The sequence below is a fragment of the Nocardioides sp. PD653-B2 genome (genome assembly GCF_002117935.1).
GTDB lineage: Bacteria > Actinomycetota > Actinomycetes > Propionibacteriales > Nocardioidaceae > Nocardioides.
The window spans coordinates 189,739-204,481 of record NZ_BDJE01000017.1 but is presented as its reverse complement, the minus strand read 5'-3'; the positions used below and the strand labels follow the sequence as shown (position 1 = coordinate 204,481).

General features: G+C 73.0%; 16 protein-coding genes and 1 riboswitch. Of the genes, 4 read left to right on the top strand and 12 right to left on the bottom strand.

Features of this window, described 5'->3' with window-relative positions; translation table 11 throughout:
- Positions 1-210 precede the first annotated feature (210 nt).
- Positions 211-747, bottom strand: a complete 537-nt coding sequence (locus tag PD653B2_RS09030; protein WP_242665206.1) for an SseB family protein — start codon at positions 745-747, stop codon at positions 211-213.
- Positions 748-907: 160 nt separating this feature from the next.
- On the opposite strand from PD653B2_RS09030, the gene PD653B2_RS09025 reads away from it, so the two are divergent.
- From PD653B2_RS09025 to PD653B2_RS09010, 4 genes are read left to right on the top strand one after another with little or no spacing between them, the layout of a single operon-like run.
- A complete protein-coding gene (locus PD653B2_RS09025; protein WP_085872020.1) occupies positions 908-1,360 on the top strand; it encodes a hypothetical protein in 453 nt (150 codons plus the stop codon).
- Positions 1,360-2,589 carry an amino acid deaminase/aldolase gene (locus PD653B2_RS09020; protein WP_085872019.1) on the top strand — a complete coding sequence of 410 codons (1,230 nt, stop codon included), beginning with the start codon at positions 1,360-1,362 and terminating at the stop codon, positions 2,587-2,589. The genes PD653B2_RS09025 and PD653B2_RS09020 overlap by 1 nt, the downstream gene beginning before the upstream one ends.
- Before the next feature lies 1 nt (position 2,590).
- Positions 2,591-3,136 (top strand): uridine kinase family protein, encoded by a 546-nt coding sequence (locus PD653B2_RS09015; RefSeq protein ID WP_242665205.1) that lies wholly within the window; start codon positions 2,591-2,593, stop codon positions 3,134-3,136.
- 10 nt (positions 3,137-3,146) lie between these two features.
- Positions 3,147-4,070, top strand: coding sequence for an aldose 1-epimerase family protein (locus tag PD653B2_RS09010; RefSeq protein WP_085872018.1), 924 nt, complete (start codon positions 3,147-3,149; stop codon positions 4,068-4,070).
- 21 nt (positions 4,071-4,091) lie between these two features.
- Here PD653B2_RS09010 and PD653B2_RS09005 read toward each other — a convergent pair whose 3' ends face one another.
- From PD653B2_RS09005 to rpe, 11 genes are all read right to left on the bottom strand, one after another.
- Complete coding sequence (locus PD653B2_RS09005; RefSeq protein ID WP_089503917.1) at positions 4,092-4,535, bottom strand: PH domain-containing protein; 444 nt, start codon at positions 4,533-4,535, stop codon at positions 4,092-4,094.
- Positions 4,519-5,367, bottom strand: coding sequence for an ATP phosphoribosyltransferase (hisG, locus tag PD653B2_RS09000; protein ID WP_085872015.1), 849 nt, complete (start codon positions 5,365-5,367; stop codon positions 4,519-4,521). The genes PD653B2_RS09005 and hisG overlap by 17 nt, the downstream gene beginning before the upstream one ends.
- A gap of 12 nt (positions 5,368-5,379) precedes the next feature.
- Entirely contained in the window at positions 5,380-5,643 is a 264-nt protein-coding gene (locus PD653B2_RS08995) for a phosphoribosyl-ATP diphosphatase (protein WP_085872014.1), read from the bottom strand.
- Positions 5,644-5,654: 11 nt separating this feature from the next.
- Positions 5,655-6,140 carry a 6,7-dimethyl-8-ribityllumazine synthase gene (gene ribH, locus PD653B2_RS08990; RefSeq protein WP_085872013.1) on the bottom strand — a complete coding sequence of 162 codons (486 nt, stop codon included), beginning with the start codon at positions 6,138-6,140 and terminating at the stop codon, positions 5,655-5,657.
- Between the two features lies 1 nt (position 6,141).
- Entirely contained in the window at positions 6,142-7,410 is a 1,269-nt protein-coding gene (locus tag PD653B2_RS08985; RefSeq protein ID WP_085872011.1) for a bifunctional 3,4-dihydroxy-2-butanone-4-phosphate synthase/GTP cyclohydrolase II, read from the bottom strand.
- The gene (locus tag PD653B2_RS08980) at positions 7,407-8,108 is read right to left on the bottom strand and encodes a nicotinamide mononucleotide transporter family protein (protein WP_085872009.1); all 702 of its coding nucleotides are present in this window, start codon (positions 8,106-8,108) and stop codon (positions 7,407-7,409) included. The genes PD653B2_RS08985 and PD653B2_RS08980 overlap by 4 nt, the downstream gene beginning before the upstream one ends.
- Positions 8,105-8,707: a riboflavin synthase gene (locus PD653B2_RS08975; RefSeq protein ID WP_085872008.1), complete on the bottom strand. Its 603-nt coding sequence runs from the start codon at positions 8,705-8,707 to the stop codon at positions 8,105-8,107. Before PD653B2_RS08975 ends, PD653B2_RS08980 begins: the two co-directional genes overlap by 4 nt.
- Positions 8,708-9,754, bottom strand: coding sequence for a bifunctional diaminohydroxyphosphoribosylaminopyrimidine deaminase/5-amino-6-(5-phosphoribosylamino)uracil reductase RibD (gene ribD, locus PD653B2_RS08970; protein ID WP_242665204.1), 1,047 nt, complete (start codon positions 9,752-9,754; stop codon positions 8,708-8,710).
- A 79-nt stretch (positions 9,755-9,833) separates the two neighbouring features.
- Positions 9,834-9,986, bottom strand: a riboswitch (FMN riboswitch).
- Between the two features lie 149 nt (positions 9,987-10,135).
- The gene (locus tag PD653B2_RS08965) at positions 10,136-12,667 is read right to left on the bottom strand and encodes a polynucleotide kinase-phosphatase (RefSeq protein ID WP_085872006.1); all 2,532 of its coding nucleotides are present in this window, start codon (positions 12,665-12,667) and stop codon (positions 10,136-10,138) included.
- Positions 12,660-14,027: a 3' terminal RNA ribose 2'-O-methyltransferase Hen1 gene (locus PD653B2_RS08960; RefSeq protein ID WP_085872004.1), complete on the bottom strand. Its 1,368-nt coding sequence runs from the start codon at positions 14,025-14,027 to the stop codon at positions 12,660-12,662. Before PD653B2_RS08960 ends, PD653B2_RS08965 begins: the two co-directional genes overlap by 8 nt.
- 49 nt (positions 14,028-14,076) lie before the next feature.
- On the bottom strand, positions 14,077-14,742 hold the full coding sequence (gene rpe / locus PD653B2_RS08955) for a ribulose-phosphate 3-epimerase (RefSeq protein ID WP_085872003.1): 666 nt from the start codon (positions 14,740-14,742) through the stop codon (positions 14,077-14,079).
- Between the last annotated feature and the right edge of the window lies 1 nt (position 14,743).

The window sequence follows — 14,743 nt, the reverse complement described above, 5'->3', positions numbered from 1 at the left end:
GGAAGCCAGTCACGCCGCCCCCCAACCTGCGGGGAACGCCTCCGAAGTGTCCAGCTCTCGCGACGTACGACGTTCGTACTCGCGAAGGCCGGGGCCTTCGGGACCGGACCCGACGACCTGTGCTCGCGCGGCGGTCGGTGCGGGTGGGAGACGAGTGGAGAGCCTCCGCTTGTAGATCGACTCCACCGTGGGTACGGCGGAACTGATCGGTCAACGCTGAATGCTAACCGAAGATTCCGTGTCAGGCCGAATCCAGGCGGTGCCGGACCCGACCCGGGCCAGGGTCCAGCCCCGGGCGAGGCCCTCGAGGTCGTCGCCCTCGACGACGAGCGGGACCGGGCCGGCGACGTCCACGAGCAGCGCCTCGGCGCCGTCCTGGAGCGCCGACCGGGCCGCGACCTGTGCCGAGACCGGCACCGGACGGGCGGCCGGGTCCCAGGCGGCGAGCGTCGCCGTCGCGGTGAAGGACAGCAGCGCGAGCCGGCCGTCACCACCGCGCATCAGCACCGCGGCCATGTCGCTGGTCTTGTCGTGGGCCAGCCCGGCCTCGTCGACCTCGACCTCGCCCAGGACGGCCACGACCGGCACCAGGAGCCGCGCCTGCTGGAGCGCGGCGAGGGCCTCCGGATAGGCGCCCGGGTCGGCGTCCCAGGCGGCCAACGCGGCGGCCAGCGCGGCCGGCGCGGCTCCGTCGTCACCGGCGAACCCGGGGTCCGGGATCGTGCGCGTCTCGTCGGGCTGGATCACCTCGGCATCCTCCCCCGAACGAGTCCGAGATCCGAAACTCGGGCGCCGCAGGGCCGCTCGCCGGGTGGAAGGGGCGTCCTCGGCGAGCCGGTCGAGGAACCCGGGGTGGCCGCTCCGGCCTGAGGCCGGTCGCGCATGGGGCGTGTGGGACGCTTGAATCGTGGACGATGCTTCGTGGGCGGCGCTGACGCTGACCCTCACCGTGGCTGGAGGGATCTGGACCTGGCTCGCCTTCCGGCGACGGGGTCTGGCCTCCGGCCTGCGGGCGCTCGGCTTCACGCTGCTGCCCCCGGCGGCCTACCTGACCAAGACGCTCCAGATGTTCACCGGCATCGCCGGCGAGATCGGCGCCTGGGCCGGCAACCTGGTGTGGAACCCGATGGTGTGGAGCGGGATCGTCGTGGGGGCGGTCGGCATCGGCCTGATCGTGATGTCCGGCGCGCTCCGCAGCCGCCAGGTCGCGAGGTCGGTGGGGCCGCCGGCCGCCGGTCCCGGTGAGCTGCCCGCCAGGCGGACAGCCACGCGGACGGCCGAGACCGGGCAGCCCGCCCTGGCCGGCGACGACGACATGGCCGAGATCGAGGCCATCTTGCGCAAGCGTGGCATCAGCTGATGGCCGCGCGGGTGTCGCAGGGCTTCGTCGACCGCAACCAGCTCTGGGCACGGCTGAACGACGCCGTCGCCAAGCAGGGCGCCCCGCTCCCCACTCCGGTGTTCGTCGTCGACCTCGACGCCTTCGACGCGAATGCGACCGACCTGGTCCGACGAGCCGGCGGCAAGCCGGTCCGGGTCGCGTCGAAGTCGCTGCGGGTCCCGGCCCTGATCAGCCGCGCCCTCGAGCACGACGGCATGCACGGCGTCCTCGCCTACACGCTGCGCGAGGCGCTCTGGCTGCACGAGCACGACCTCTGCGACGACATCGTCGTCGCCTACCCGACCGTCGACCGGGGCGCGCTGGCCGACCTGGTCGCCTCCCCGTCGGCCGCGGCCGCCATCACGATCATGGTCGACAACGTCGCCCAGCTCGAGGTCGTCGACTCGGTCCGCTTCTCCCCCACCGTCCCGGTCCGGGTCGCGATCGACGTGGACGCGGGCCTGCTCGTGGCGGGCAGCCACGTCGGCCCGAAGCGGTCACCCCTGCACGACACGGCGGACGTGGTGGCGCTGGCCCGGACGATCACCGAGCGCAGCGGCTTCCGCCTGGTCGGCGCGATGACCTACGAGGGACAGGTCGCCGGGCTGGCCGACGCCGTGCCCACGGCCCGCACCCGGTCGATGATCGTGCGCCGGCTGAAGGCGCTCTCGCTGACCCAGCTCGCCGTACGCCGTCGCGAGATCGCCGACGCGATCCGTCCGCTGGCCGAGCTGGAGTTCTGGAACGCCGGCGGCTCCGGCTCGGTCGAGGAGTCCGCCGCCGACCCGGCGGTCACCGAGGTCGCGGCCGGCTCCGGGCTCCTGGTGCCGACCCTTTTCGACCACTACCGCTCGTTCGCGCCGAGGCCCGCCTCGTTCTACGGGCTGCCGGTCACCCGCAAGCCGTCGCCCGAGATGGCGACCGTGCACGGCGGCGGCCTGGTCGCCTCCGGACCGGTCGGCGCAGACCGGCTCCCGACCCCGTGGGCGCCGGCCGGCCTGCACCTGACCGCTCTCGAGGGCGCCGGCGAGGTGCAGACGCCGCTCACCGGCCGTGCCGCCGCGCTGCTGGAGATCGGTGACCTCGTGTGGTTCCGCCACGCGAAGTCCGGCGAGCTCTTCGAGCACGCCCTCTCCGTGCACCTGCTCTCCGGCAGCGAGTTCGTGGACGCCGTGCCGAGCTACCGCGGGTGCGGCCAGGCCTTCTGACGTGGTCGACGCCGCCGCCGCGCTGCTCGACCTGGCCCGCTCGCGCCCACCCACGCTGGGCGCCGGCCGCCTGGTGTGCATCGACGGTCCCGCCGGCTCGGGCAAGACGACGCTGGCCGCCGCCGTCGCCGCGCTCGAGCCGGGCGCCCGGGTGATCCACATGGACGACCTGTACGACGGCTGGCACGGCCTGTCGAAGGTCGCCGCCCAGCTCGATGACCTCCTCCGCCCGCTGGCCGGCGGAGGTCCGGGGAGCTACCGCCGCTTCGACTGGCACGCCGGTCGCTTCGTCGAGACGGTCGACGTCGAGCCGGTCCCGCTGCTGGTGATCGAGGGCGTCGGCAGCGGTGCGCGCGCGGTGGCGGGCCTCGTCACGGCGCTCGCGTGGGTCGAGGCGCCGTGGTCGGAGCGGCTTCGGCGCGGGCTGGAGCGCGACGGCGAGGCGATGCGCCCCGAGTGGGAGCAGTGGCAGGTCGACGAGGCGGCACTCTTCGAGCACGAGGACACCCGCGGCCGGGCCGACCTGATCGTCGACACCAGCGCCTAGGCTGCCGACCATGCTCGCTCCCAGTGGTGACCAGTACGAGATCAGCGGCGGCGGCTACCGGGCCGTCGTCACCGAGAGCGGCGCCGCGCTGCGCGTGCTGGAGTACGCCGGTCGCCCGCTGGTCGACGGGTTCGGCGCCGACGAGATGTCATCCGGTGGCCGCGGCCAGCTGCTGATGCCGTGGCCGAACCGGATCCGCGACGGCGCCTACTCGTTCGACGGGCACGACCACCAGCTCGCGCTGACCGAGCCGTCCCACCGGAACGCGTCGCACGGCCTGGTGCGCTGGGTGGCCTGGTCGCTCGAGGAGCACACCGCCCACTCGGTGTCGCTCACCTACCGGCTGATGGCCCAGACCGGCTATCCGTGGACGCTCGACCTGCACATCGTCTTCGACCTCTCGGCCGACGGGCTCACGGTCACCCAGACCGCGACCAACATGAGCGACAAGCCCGCGCCGTACGCGAGCGGTGCGCACCCCTACCTCACGGTCGGTCCCGGCCCGGTCGACGGCTGGGAGCTGACCCTGCCCGCGTCGACCCGCTCGCTCGTCGACGACCGGCTGCTGCCGGTCGGCCGCGCGGACGTCGCCGGCACGCCGTACGACTTCCGGATGGCGCGCCCCATCCGCGACGTCGCCTTCAACGACGCGTTCACCGACCTCGACCGCGACGCGCAGGGGGTGGCGACGACCCTGCTCACCGACCCGGTGTCGGGCCACGGCGTGGTGCTGTGGGTCGACTCGGCGCACGCGTGGCTGCAGGTGTTCAGCGCCGACGACGTGCCGGGCACGGCGCGTCGCTCGCTGGCCGTCGAGCCGATGACGGCCCAGGCCGACGCCTTCCGCAGCGGCGAGGACCTGGTGACGCTGGCGCCGACCGGCGCGGACGGCGACGAGCTGTCGGTCTGCTGGGGCATCCGCTCCCAGGACTGAGCGTTCAGCGACCCCGCCTGGTCAGCGGTTGACCAGCGCCCGCAGCTCGCGCACGGCGCGCCGGGCACGGTCACCGTCGGAGCCCTGGATGCCCATGGCGGCGACGGTGGTGCCGTCCGCGAGGTCGAGCGTCGCCCAGGGAGCGCCGGGCGGCAGGTGCACGGCGATCACCTCGGCCCACGCGAGGTCGCGGCGGCGGTAGCCGTTCACCACGACCAGCCGGCCCTGCTCGGCGACCACCCGCGACCGGACCAGCGCGAACCACGCGGCGAACGCGAGCAGGCCGAGGACGGCGAGCGTGCCGCGCTGGAGCCAGGAGAACCGCGCCTGCGTCTCGGCGTCGAAGCCGATCCAGGCCAGCGCACAGACCATCAGCAGGCCGCCACCCAGCACCGCTCCGGCCATCCGGACCCCGAAGGGGCGCCAGGTGTGCGGGACCGGCACCGGCTCAGAGGCGGCAGGCATGGATGTCCGTGAGCAGGATGCCGCGGGCACCGAGGTCGTAGAGCTCGTCCATGAGTCGCTGGGCACCGGCGCGCGGGACCATCGCCCGCACCGCCACCCAGCCCTCGCGATGGAGCGGCGCGATGGTCGGGCCCTCGATGCCGGGGGTCAGGGCGACCGCGGCGGTGACGTGCTCGGACTCGATGTCGTAGTCCATCATCACGTAGCTGCGGGCGACCAGGACGCCGTCGACCCGGCGCTTGAAGACCTCGAAACCGCCGGGCACCGCACCGGAACGGGTGATCAGCACCGCCTCGGACTCCAGGATCGTCTCGCCGAACGTCTCCAGGCCCGCCTGGCGCAGGGTGCCGCCGGTCTCGACGACATCGGCGATCACGTCAGCCACGCCGAGTTGGATGCTGGTCTCCACGGCCCCGTCGAGACGGACGACCGAGGCCTCGATCCCGCGCTCCTCCAGGAACGACTGGACGACGCCGACGTACGACGTGGCGATGCGGGTGCCGGCCAGCTGGGACAGGTCGGTGAACGAGCCCTGCGGACCGGCGAAGCGGAACCGGCTGCGGCCGAAGCCGAGGCCGGTGATCTCCTCGGCCTTCGCGCCCGAGTCGAGGAGCAGGTCGCGGCCGGTGATGCCGACGTCGAGGGTGCCCTCGCCGACGTAGAGCGCGATGTCGCGAGGGCGCAGGTAGAAGAACTCGACGCCGTTCTCGGCGTCGATCAGGGTCAGCTGCTTGGCGTCGTCGCGCTGGCGGTAGCCGGCCTCGCGCAAGATCTCGGACGCGGACTGGGACAGCGACCCCTTGTTGGGGATCGCGATTCTCAGGAGAGACATGGGAACGCGCTTTCAGAGGTGGGCGTAGACGTCGTCGAGCTCGATGCCGGTCGCGAGCATGAGCACCTGGGCGTGGTAGAGCAGCTGGCTGATCTCCTCGGCCGCGCGGTCCTTGCCCTCGTGCTCCGCGGCCATCCAGGACTCGGCGGCCTCCTCGACCAGCTTCTTCCCGATGAAATGGACGCCGGCGTCGAGCTCGCGCACGGTGCCGGATCCCTCGGGGCGGGTCCGGGCCTTGTCGCTCAGCTCGGACCAGAGCTCGTCGAACGTCTTCACGATCGACCAGCCTACGGCGTGGACCTGGCGACCTCGCCCAGGGTCCGGGCGGTGAGCAGGGCGGCCGACGTGGCCTCGTAGCCCTTGTCCTCCTGGGAACCCTCGAGGCCGGCGCGATCGAGGGCCTGCTGGTCGTCGTCGCAGGTGAGCACGCCGAAGCCGACCGCGGTGGTGTGGTCGAGCGCGACCCGGGTCAGCCCGTCGGTGGCGGCGTTGCAGACGTAGTCGAAGTGCGGAGTGCCACCCCGGATCACCACGCCGAGCGCGATCACGGCGTCGTACCCCTGGGCCGCCAGCGCGCTCGCGACGACCGGCAGCTCGAACGTGCCGGGCACCCGGACGATCTTGCGGTCGGCGACCCGGAAGTCGTCGAGGGCGCGCTCGGCGCCGGCGAGCAGGCCGTCCATCACCTGGGTGTGCCAGCTCGCTGCGACGACCGCCACCCGCAGGTCGCTGCCGTCGAAGGGCTCCTGGTCGGGGGCTCCGTGTCCAGCCATGTCAGGCTCCGTTCTGCGCGAGGTCGGCTGCGTCGGCGGCCAGGTTGGGCAGGTCGTGGCCCATCCGGTCGCGCTTGGTCAGCAGGTAGGCGATGTTGTGGTCGTTGGGGTGCGGCGTCAGGGCGACCCGCTCGGCGACGTGCACCCCGAAGTCCTCGAGGTTGTCGACCTTGTCGGGGTTGTTGGTCATCAGCCGGACGTTCGTGACGCCGAGGTCGCGGAGCACCTGCGTGGCGGTGCCGTAGTGGCGCGCGTCGGCGGGCAGGCCGAGGTCGAGGTTGGCGTCGACCGTGTCGCGGCCGCCGTCCTGCAGCTGGTAGGCCTGCAGCTTGGCGACCAGGCCGATCCCCCGCCCCTCGTGGCCGCGCAGGTAGACGACGACACCCCGGCCCTCCTCGACGATCCGCTGGAGCGCCTCGTCGAGCTGCGGTCCGCAGTCGCAGCGGGCACTGCCGAAGACGTCGCCGGTCAGGCACTCCGAGTGCACGCGGGTCAGCACCGGCTCGGGGCCGGACACGTCGCCGTACACCAGGGCGATGTGCTCGGAGCCGTCGACGGTGATCCGGTAGCCGTAGGCCGTGAAGTCGCCGTGCCGGGTGGGCAGCCGGGTCTCGGCGGCCCGCTCGACCAGGTTCTCGTGGCGGCGCCGGTAGCGGACCAGGTCGTCGATCGAGATCATCGCGAGGCCGTGCTCGTCGGCGAACTCGCGCAGCTCGGGGGCGCGCTTCATGGTGCCGTCGTCGTTGACGACCTCGACGAGCACCCCGGCCGGGGTGAGCCCGGCGAGCCTGGCCAGGTCGACGGCCGCCTCGGTGTGGCCGCGGCGCACGAGCACGCCGCCCTCGCGGTAGCGCAGCGGGAAGACGTGGCCCGGCCGGGTGATCTCCCACGGCTCGGTGGCCGAGTCCGCGAGCACGCGTGCGGTGTGGGCCCGGTCGGCGGCGGAGATCCCGGTGGTGACGCCGTCGCGGGCGTCGACGGAGATCGTGTACGCCGTACGCAGCTTGTCCTTGTTGTGGGGCGTCATCAGCGGGATCTCGAGACGGTCGAGCATGCCGGCGGGCATCGGCACGCAGATGACGCCGCTGCTGTGCCGGATCGTGAAGGCCATCAGCTCGGGGGTCGCCTTGCTCGCGGCGAAGATGATGTCGCCCTCGTTCTCGCGGGTCTCGTCGTCGACGACGATGACGGCCTTGCCGTCCGCGATGTCGGCGATCGCGCGCTCGATGCTGTCGAGGCGTACGCCGTCGTGCTGAGCGTCCTGGCTCATGCGGGGACCTTCTCTCGGAGTGACTGGCCGGGTGCGGCCGCGGTGGCGCGCCACCAGGTGATGAAGCCGGCCACGCAGAGCGCGCCGTAGAAGACGTAGAGGATCGCCGAGGGGTAGTAGCCCGAGTGCCACAGGAGCGGCACGCCGACCAGGTCGACGGCGATCCAGGCGAGCCAGAAGTCGTTCCAGCCGCGGGCCATCGCGTAGGTCGCGAGCATCGAGCCCACGAAGATCCAGGCGTCGCACCAGTAGTACCAGCGCGGCGCGGGCCAGCCGGCGCCGACGACCGTGAACACCCACTGGCAGACCAGGATCCCGGCCGCGGCGGTCAGGAGGTACCCGACCCGCTCGCGGGCGGTGGCCCAGCGCGGGTCGATCGCCGGGACGTCTCCCCCACCGTGGGCCCGCTTGGCCTCCTGCCAGCGCTGCCAGCCGTAGATGCTCGTGATGATGAAGAAGACCTGGCGGCCCGCCTGGCCGAAGAGCGGCTGCTGGGCCTGGGCGTCGAAGGTCGCCGCGACGAACACGGTGAACAGGAGCACGTTGCCGACGATGCCGACCGGCCACGCCCACACCCGCCGGCGCAGCCCACCGACAGCGGAGGCGAAGCCGAACGTGTTGCCGACGATCTCGCGCCAGGTGATCTGGTGGCCGGAGATGGTCAGATGCGCGTCGTAGAACGACGACAGGGTGCTCATGCCGTCTCCTTGCCGTACGGCAGGAGCTTCTCGACGTACTTGGCGATCACGTCGACCTCGAGGTTGACCCGGTCCCCGGGCCGGCGGGAGCCCAGCGTCGTGCGGGCCAGCGTCTCGGGGATCAGGCTGACCGTGAAGCTCTCGTCCTTCGCCTCGACCACGGTCAGGCTGACGCCGTCGACGGTGATCGAGCCCTTGTCGACGAGGTAGCGGCTCAGCGCGGTCGGCAGCGAGATCTCGACGACCTCCCAGTGCTCGCTGGGCGTCCGGCTCACGATGGTGCCGACGCCGTCGACGTGGCCCTGGACGATGTGGCCGCCCAGCCGCGTGTGGGCGGTCACCGCACGCTCGAGGTTCACCCGGTCGCCGGGCTGCACGCCGTACAGGCTGGTCTTGTCGAGGGTCTCCTGCATGACATCGGCGGTCCACGTCACGCCGTCGTGCTCGGTGACGGTGAGGCAGCAACCGTTGACCGAGATCGAGTCGCCGAGGCCGGCGTCCTCGAGCACGGTGCTCGCACGGATGGTGAGGCGGATGGCGTCGCCCTGGTCCTCGATGGCCGCGACGGTGCCGAGCTCCTCGACGATTCCGGTGAACATTCAGGTCCTCTCTGGTGCGAGCGTGAGCCGGACGTTGTGCTCGGGGTCGTGCTCGAGCACGGTGACGTCGATGACCCGGGGACGCAACGCGTCGGCGATGGTGGTGATTCCGAGGTCGGCGACCGAGGAGCGGCCGGCGCCGAGCAGCATCGGCGCGACGTACGCGACGATCTCGTCGACCAGCCCGGCGCGCAGGAAGGCCGCGGCCAGGGTCGGCCCGCCCTCGAGGAAGACGTGCTGGCGGCCACGGGCGTAGAGCTCGGCGAGCGCCTTCTCGGGGTCACGCGTGCGGAGCTGGAGGCTCTCGGCGTCCCCAGCGGTGGACTGAGCGAAGATCCGGCTGCCGGGGTCGAGGTCGCGCTCCCCCATCACCGCGCGCAGCGGCTGGCGGCCCAGCGGCTGGTCTCGCTCGTCGCGCACGGTCAGGAGCGGGTCGTCGACCGCGACGGTGTTGCTGCCGACCAGCATCACGTCGCAGAGCGCACGGAGCCGGTGGGTGTCGAGGCGCGCAGCCCGGGAGCTGACCCAGCGGCTGGTGCCGTCGGCGGCGGCGCTGCGGCCGTCGAGGCTGGTCGCGAACTTCCAGGTGACGAAGGGGCGGCCGTGCTCGACGGCGAAGGTCCAGACCTCGTTCAGAAGTCCGGACTCGACGGCCAGAAGTCCCGACTCGACCTCGACGCCGGCGGCGCGCAGGGTGTCGGCCCCCCCGGCCGCCGCCGGGTTGGGGTCGGGCTGGGCGAAGACGACCCGGCGTACGCCGGCGGCGACCAGCGCCTCGGCGCACGGACCGGTGCGGCCGGTGTGGTTGCAGGGCTCGAGGGTGACGACGGCGGTGGTGCCCCGGGCCCGGTCTCCTGCATGGGAGAGCGCGTCGGCCTCCGCGTGGGCGGTGCCGGCACCGCGGTGGAAGCCCTCGGCGACCGTGCGGCCGTCCTCGTCGAGCAGCACGCAGCCGACCCGCGGGTTGGGCCCGAGCGGGACGCCGGGCGTCGCCGCGAGCTCGAGCGCGCGCCGCATGGCGGCCTGCTCTGCAGCGGTGAACGTCATCTCACCCCTCCGGTCCGGTCGTGTCACGGACTCCGGGGCGACGGGCGACACCGGGGACCCCGGAGGGCTCATGGTCGCCGTGCGTGCGCTTCCCATCCGGACTTTGACCGTCGGTCCAGGAATCTCACCTGGTCAACCGGTCACTGGCTGTGACCGGGTCGCGGACTTCTGGATGAAGAAGCTTCGTCCAGTCACCGCCGGCTCGGAATTACACCGACCCCAGAGCACGCGAGCTCGAAAACTCGTCAGGTCGAGTCTGCCACAGCGACCAGCGCCGGGAGCCGTGACGCGGGCCACAGCGTGAGACGCCCGGACACTCGGGCCGGGTACACCGTCGGCGCAGCGACGAGCGGCATCGTCGCCGGCTGCCGCGCGCCGCTGCTAGAGGCGCGGGTCGACGGGCTCCGACTCGAGGGCGAGCACCGCGAAGACCGCCTGGTGCACCCGCCACAGCGGCTCGCGGTCGACGAACAGGCTCAGCGACTCCAGCCCGAGGCCGTGCTCGCGCAGCGCGAGGCTGCCCTTCTTGCCGGTGTTGCGGCCACGCAGCAGGTGCAGGGAGTCGAGGTAGTCGGGACCGTAGACGAGCCGGAGATAGTCGCGGCCGCGCACCTTGAGGCCGGGCTGCACACCGCGGCCGACGAGGTGCGCCGGCTTCACGACCATGCCCTCTCCCCCGGACTCGGTCAGCTCGAGCCACCACCGGGTCGCGGCGTCCCGCTCGGCGGTCGACGACAGCTCGACGAACCGGTGCCGGGTGGGTCGCACCAGCGGGTCGTCGATGCGGGCGAGCTGCTCGAGGTGCCACGGGTGCGGCTCGGTGAGCGCGAGCGTGCGGCCTTCGGCGGCGAGCACCTGGAACGGCGCGAGCGTGACGCCGTCGAGCCCGTCGGTCGGCGTGCAGTAGGCCGCGTAGACGTCACGGAACGCCTCCGCCGACGCCGTACGCCGGGTCGTGCGCTCGGCCAGGTCGGCGACGTCGAGCCCTCGGGCCGCGGCGGTCGCGAGGACGGCCTGGACCGCGGGCAGGGCGTGGTGCGCGGCCGCGCCGACCGAGGCGTACTGCTCGCGGACCAGGCCGAGTGCCTTCGCCGACCACGGGAGCAGCTCGGCATCGAGGACGAGCCAGTCGCTGTCGAGCGCGTCGAGGAGCGGACCGCACGCGCGGCGCAGCCGGTCGACCAGCGTCGCGGTGAGGCCGGCGTCGAAGAACGGGCGGCCGGTCCGGGTGTGCACGGTGCCCGACGTGCCGTCCGTGATCCCGAAGCGACGCTCGGCCACGTCCGGGTCGCGGGTGAGGACGGCGATCGCGCGCGAGCCCATGTGCTTCTCCTCGCACACGACCCGGGTCACGCCGGCCCTGGCGTAGGCGTCGAACGCGCGCTCGGGGTGCTCGAGGACCTGGTGCTCGAGGGGGCCGCCCTCCTGAGTGGCCGGCGCCGGCGCCATCGTCGCGGGCAGGTGCACCAGCCAGCGCGGGTCGACGGCGAATCGGCTCATGATCTCCAGGGCGGCCGCGGCGTTCTCTTCAGGGACCTTCACCTTGCCGGCCCGGGTGGTGGTGAGCCAGGTCGGGCCCCCGAGGGTCAGCACGTCGTCCAGGCGCAGGGTGCCGGGCTCGCGGCCCGCGGTCGGCTTCGCCAGGGGGCGGACCGGCTCGAACCACTGCTGCTCTGCCGGGACCGACACGATCTCCTTCGTCGGGTAGCGCAGCGCCGTCAGCGCGCCGCCGAACACGACGCCGGTGTCGAGGCAGATGGTGTTGTTGACCCACTCGGTCTCCGGCACGGGCGTGTGGCCGTAGGCGACCATCGCCCGGCCGCGGTACTCGCGCGCCCAGGGGTAGCGGACGGGCAGCCCGAACTCGTCGGTCTCGCCCGTGGTGTCGCCGTAGAGCGCGAACGAGCGGACCCGCCCCGACGACCGGCCGTGGTAGGCCTCCTTCAGCCCGGCGTGGGCGACGACCAGCCGTCCGTCGTCGAGCACGTAGTGGCTGATCAGCCCCCTCATGAAGGCCAGCGCCGCGGTACGGAAGTCGTCCGGCCCCTCGGCGAGCTGCGCCAGCGACTCGGCGAGACCGTGGGAGACGGTGACGTCGTTGCCCTCCAGGGCGCGCACCAGCTTGGCCTCGTGGTTGCCGCTGACGCAGAGAGCGGTGCCGGCGGCGACCATGCCCATCACCAGACGGAGCACGCCGGGCGTGTCCGGCCCGCGGTCGACCAGATCGCCGACGAAGACCGCCGTACGTCCCTCCGGGTGGGTCGCACCGTTCGGCCGTCCCCGCTCGTCGGCCTCGACGGACCAGCCCAGGTCGGTGAGCAGCGTGCGCAGCTCGGACGCGCAGCCGTGCACGTCGCCGACGATGTCGAACGGACCGGTCAGGTCACGGCGGTCGTTCCAGGACCGCTCGGTGACCACGGTCGCGGCCGCGATCTCCTCCTCGCCGCGCAGGACGTGCACCCGGCGCATCCGCCGCCCCATCCGGGACAGGCCCTGGTGGAGGTCACGGTGCTGACGGGCGACGACGTGGCCGCCGAAGGCGCGGTCGGGCCGGTGCCGGTTGCGCTCCTGGGCGACGGCCTCGGGCACGTCCAGGACGATCGCATCGACCAGCACGTCGTGGTCCCTGGCGAGCTCGATCAGGGCGGCGCGCGCGGCCTGTTGGACGTTGGTGGCGTCGACGACGGTCAGCAGGCCGCGGCGCAGCCGGGTACCGACGATGTAGTGCAGGACGTCGAAGGCGTCCCGGGTGGCGTCCTGGTCGTTCTCGTCGTCGGCGACCAGGCCGCGGCAGAAGTCGCTGGAGACGACCTGCGTCGGCAGGAAGTGCCGCGCGGCGAAGGTCGACTTCCCGCTGCCGGACACGCCGACCAGGAGCACCAGCCCCCGGTCGGGGACCCGGATCTCAGCCACGGCGGAACACCGCCAGCTGGGTCGGCGCGCCGAGCTCGGGGTCGGCCTCGCCGATGCCGCGCAGCTCGACCGAGTACCCGTGCCGCTCGGCCACGCCTCCGGCCCAGGCCGCCAGCTCGGCGCGGGTCCACTCGAAGCGATGGTCGGGGTGCCGCATGCCGACCAGGTGCTCGTAGCGCGGGTTGAAGTCGGCGTTGGGGGTCGTCACGAGCACCGCACCCGGGCGGGCGGCGGCGAAGACCACGTGCTCCAGGGCGCCGAGCCGCGACGGGTCGACGTGCTCGACGACCTCCATGAGGACGGCGGCGTCGTAGCCGGCCAGGCGGGGGTCCTCGTAGGTCAACGAGCCCTGGAAGAGCTCCAACCGTTCGGCCCGCCGCTCGCCCATGTCGTCGACCCGCAGCGACCGTGCGGCCCGGCGCAGCGCCTGGCTGGAGACCTCCATGCCCGCGACCTTGGAGTACGACGGGTCGTCCAGCAGCGCGGCAACGAGCTGCCCCTCGCCGCAGCCGAGGTCGATCACCGTGCCGGCCTTCAGCTCGGCGAGGGTCGCCAGGACGGCGTCGCGGCGTCGGGTGTTGAGCGGCGCGGGTCGGTCCGCGCGCTCGGCCTCGTCGGGCGACTCGTCGTCGAGCTCCGCGAGGCGTGCGAGCGCGGCCCGGGCCAGGCCGGTGCGGGCCAGGTAGCGCCGCGTGATCAGCTCGCGTTCGGGGTGGGTGGCCAGCCACTCGCCGCCCGAGCGGATCAGCTTGTCGACCTCGTCCGCGGCCTGCCAGTAGTGCTTGGACTCGTCGAGCACCGGCAGCAGCACGTAGAGCTGGTTGAGAGCGTCGGCGAGCCGGACCGTGCCGGTCAGCCGGAGCCGGACGTAGCGGGAGTCGCCCCACTCCGGGAACCGCTCGTCGAGCGGCAGCGGGTCGGCCTCGACGACCCACCCGAGCGGCTCGAACAGCCGGTGAGCGACCTCGACGCCGCCCCGGCAGGGCAGGACCGGGAGCTCCAGCTCCAGCGGGATCGCGGAGTCGGCGAGCTCCTGGCGGGCGTTGCAGCGGCCGCTGCGGGCCGTGGTGAACACGTCGCCGAGGGCGACCGCCAGCAGCGAGGACGCGGCGTACGACCGGTCGTTGACGCACTGCGCCAGGCTGAAGTCGGGGGCGTTGCGCGGTCGCGACCGGGCCAGCCGGACCGGGTCGACGTCGAGCACCAGCGCCGCCGTGGTGCGCTCGTCGGTGGCCACGGGGAACAGCACGGTGGCGGCACCGAAGGACTGGCTGAACTCCTGCACCCGGTCGGGGTGCTTGTGCAGCAGGTACCCCAGGTCGCGCGCGGGCGCGAGCGTCGTGGAGATGGTCAGGAGCACCGGGACAGTCTGCCTGCCGGCCGGCCACCCGTCGCCGGGATATCCGCGGTCAGGCGGAGACGGCCGCCTCGGCCGCGGCGCGCAGCTCGGCCACCATCCGGTCCGGGTCGTCGGCGGAGTAGACGGCGGATCCCGCGACGAACACGTCCGCGCCGGCCTCGACACAGCGCTCGATCGTGTCGAGCGAGACGCCGCCGTCGACCTGGAGCCAGGTCTCCACGCCGTGCTTGTCCATCAGCTGGCGGGCGCGCCGGATCTTCGGCAGGCACAGGTCGAGGAACTTCTGGCCGCCGAAGCCCGGCTCGACGGTCATGATCAGCAGCATGTCGAGCTCGGACAGCAGGTCCTCGTAGGGCTCGATCGGCGTGGCCGGCTTCAGGGCCATGCTCGCCCGGGCGCCGTGCGCGCGGATCTCGCGGGCCAGGCGCACCGGCGCGGCTGCGGCCTCGACGTGGAAGGTCACCGACCCGCAGCCGGCCTCGACATAGGCCAGCGCGTTGCGGTCGGCGTCCTCGATCATCAGGTGCGCGTCGAGGGGTACGTCGGTCGCGCGGGCGAGCGCCTCGACCATCGCCGGGCCGAACGTCAGGTTCGGGACGAAGTGGTTGTCCATCACGTCCACGTGGACCCAGTCGGCGCTGCCGATCCGCGCGACCTCCGCGCCGAGGTCGGCGAAGTCGGCGTTGAGGATGCTCGGAGTGATCTGGATGCCCACG

Bases quoted from the DNA above. Each gene is read 5' to 3' on its own strand.
- PD653B2_RS09020 (WP_085872019.1), top strand. From the start codon at position 1,360: ATGGCCGCGCGGGTGTCGCAGGGCTTCGTCGACCGCAACCAGCTCTGG.
- PD653B2_RS09010 (WP_085872018.1), top strand. From the start codon at position 3,147: ATGCTCGCTCCCAGTGGTGACCAGTACGAGATCAGCGGCGGCGGCTAC.
- PD653B2_RS09005 (WP_089503917.1), bottom strand. From the start codon at position 4,535: ATGCCTGCCGCCTCTGAGCCGGTGCCGGTCCCGCACACCTGGCGCCCC.
- hisG (WP_085872015.1), bottom strand. From the start codon at position 5,367: ATGTCTCTCCTGAGAATCGCGATCCCCAACAAGGGGTCGCTGTCCCAG.
- ribH (WP_085872013.1), bottom strand. From the start codon at position 6,140: ATGGCTGGACACGGAGCCCCCGACCAGGAGCCCTTCGACGGCAGCGAC.
- PD653B2_RS08985 (WP_085872011.1), bottom strand. From the start codon at position 7,410: ATGAGCCAGGACGCTCAGCACGACGGCGTACGCCTCGACAGCATCGAG.
- PD653B2_RS08980 (WP_085872009.1), bottom strand. From the start codon at position 8,108: ATGAGCACCCTGTCGTCGTTCTACGACGCGCATCTGACCATCTCCGGC.
- PD653B2_RS08975 (WP_085872008.1), bottom strand. From the start codon at position 8,707: ATGTTCACCGGAATCGTCGAGGAGCTCGGCACCGTCGCGGCCATCGAG.
- ribD (WP_242665204.1), bottom strand. From the start codon at position 9,754: ATGACGTTCACCGCTGCAGAGCAGGCCGCCATGCGGCGCGCGCTCGAG.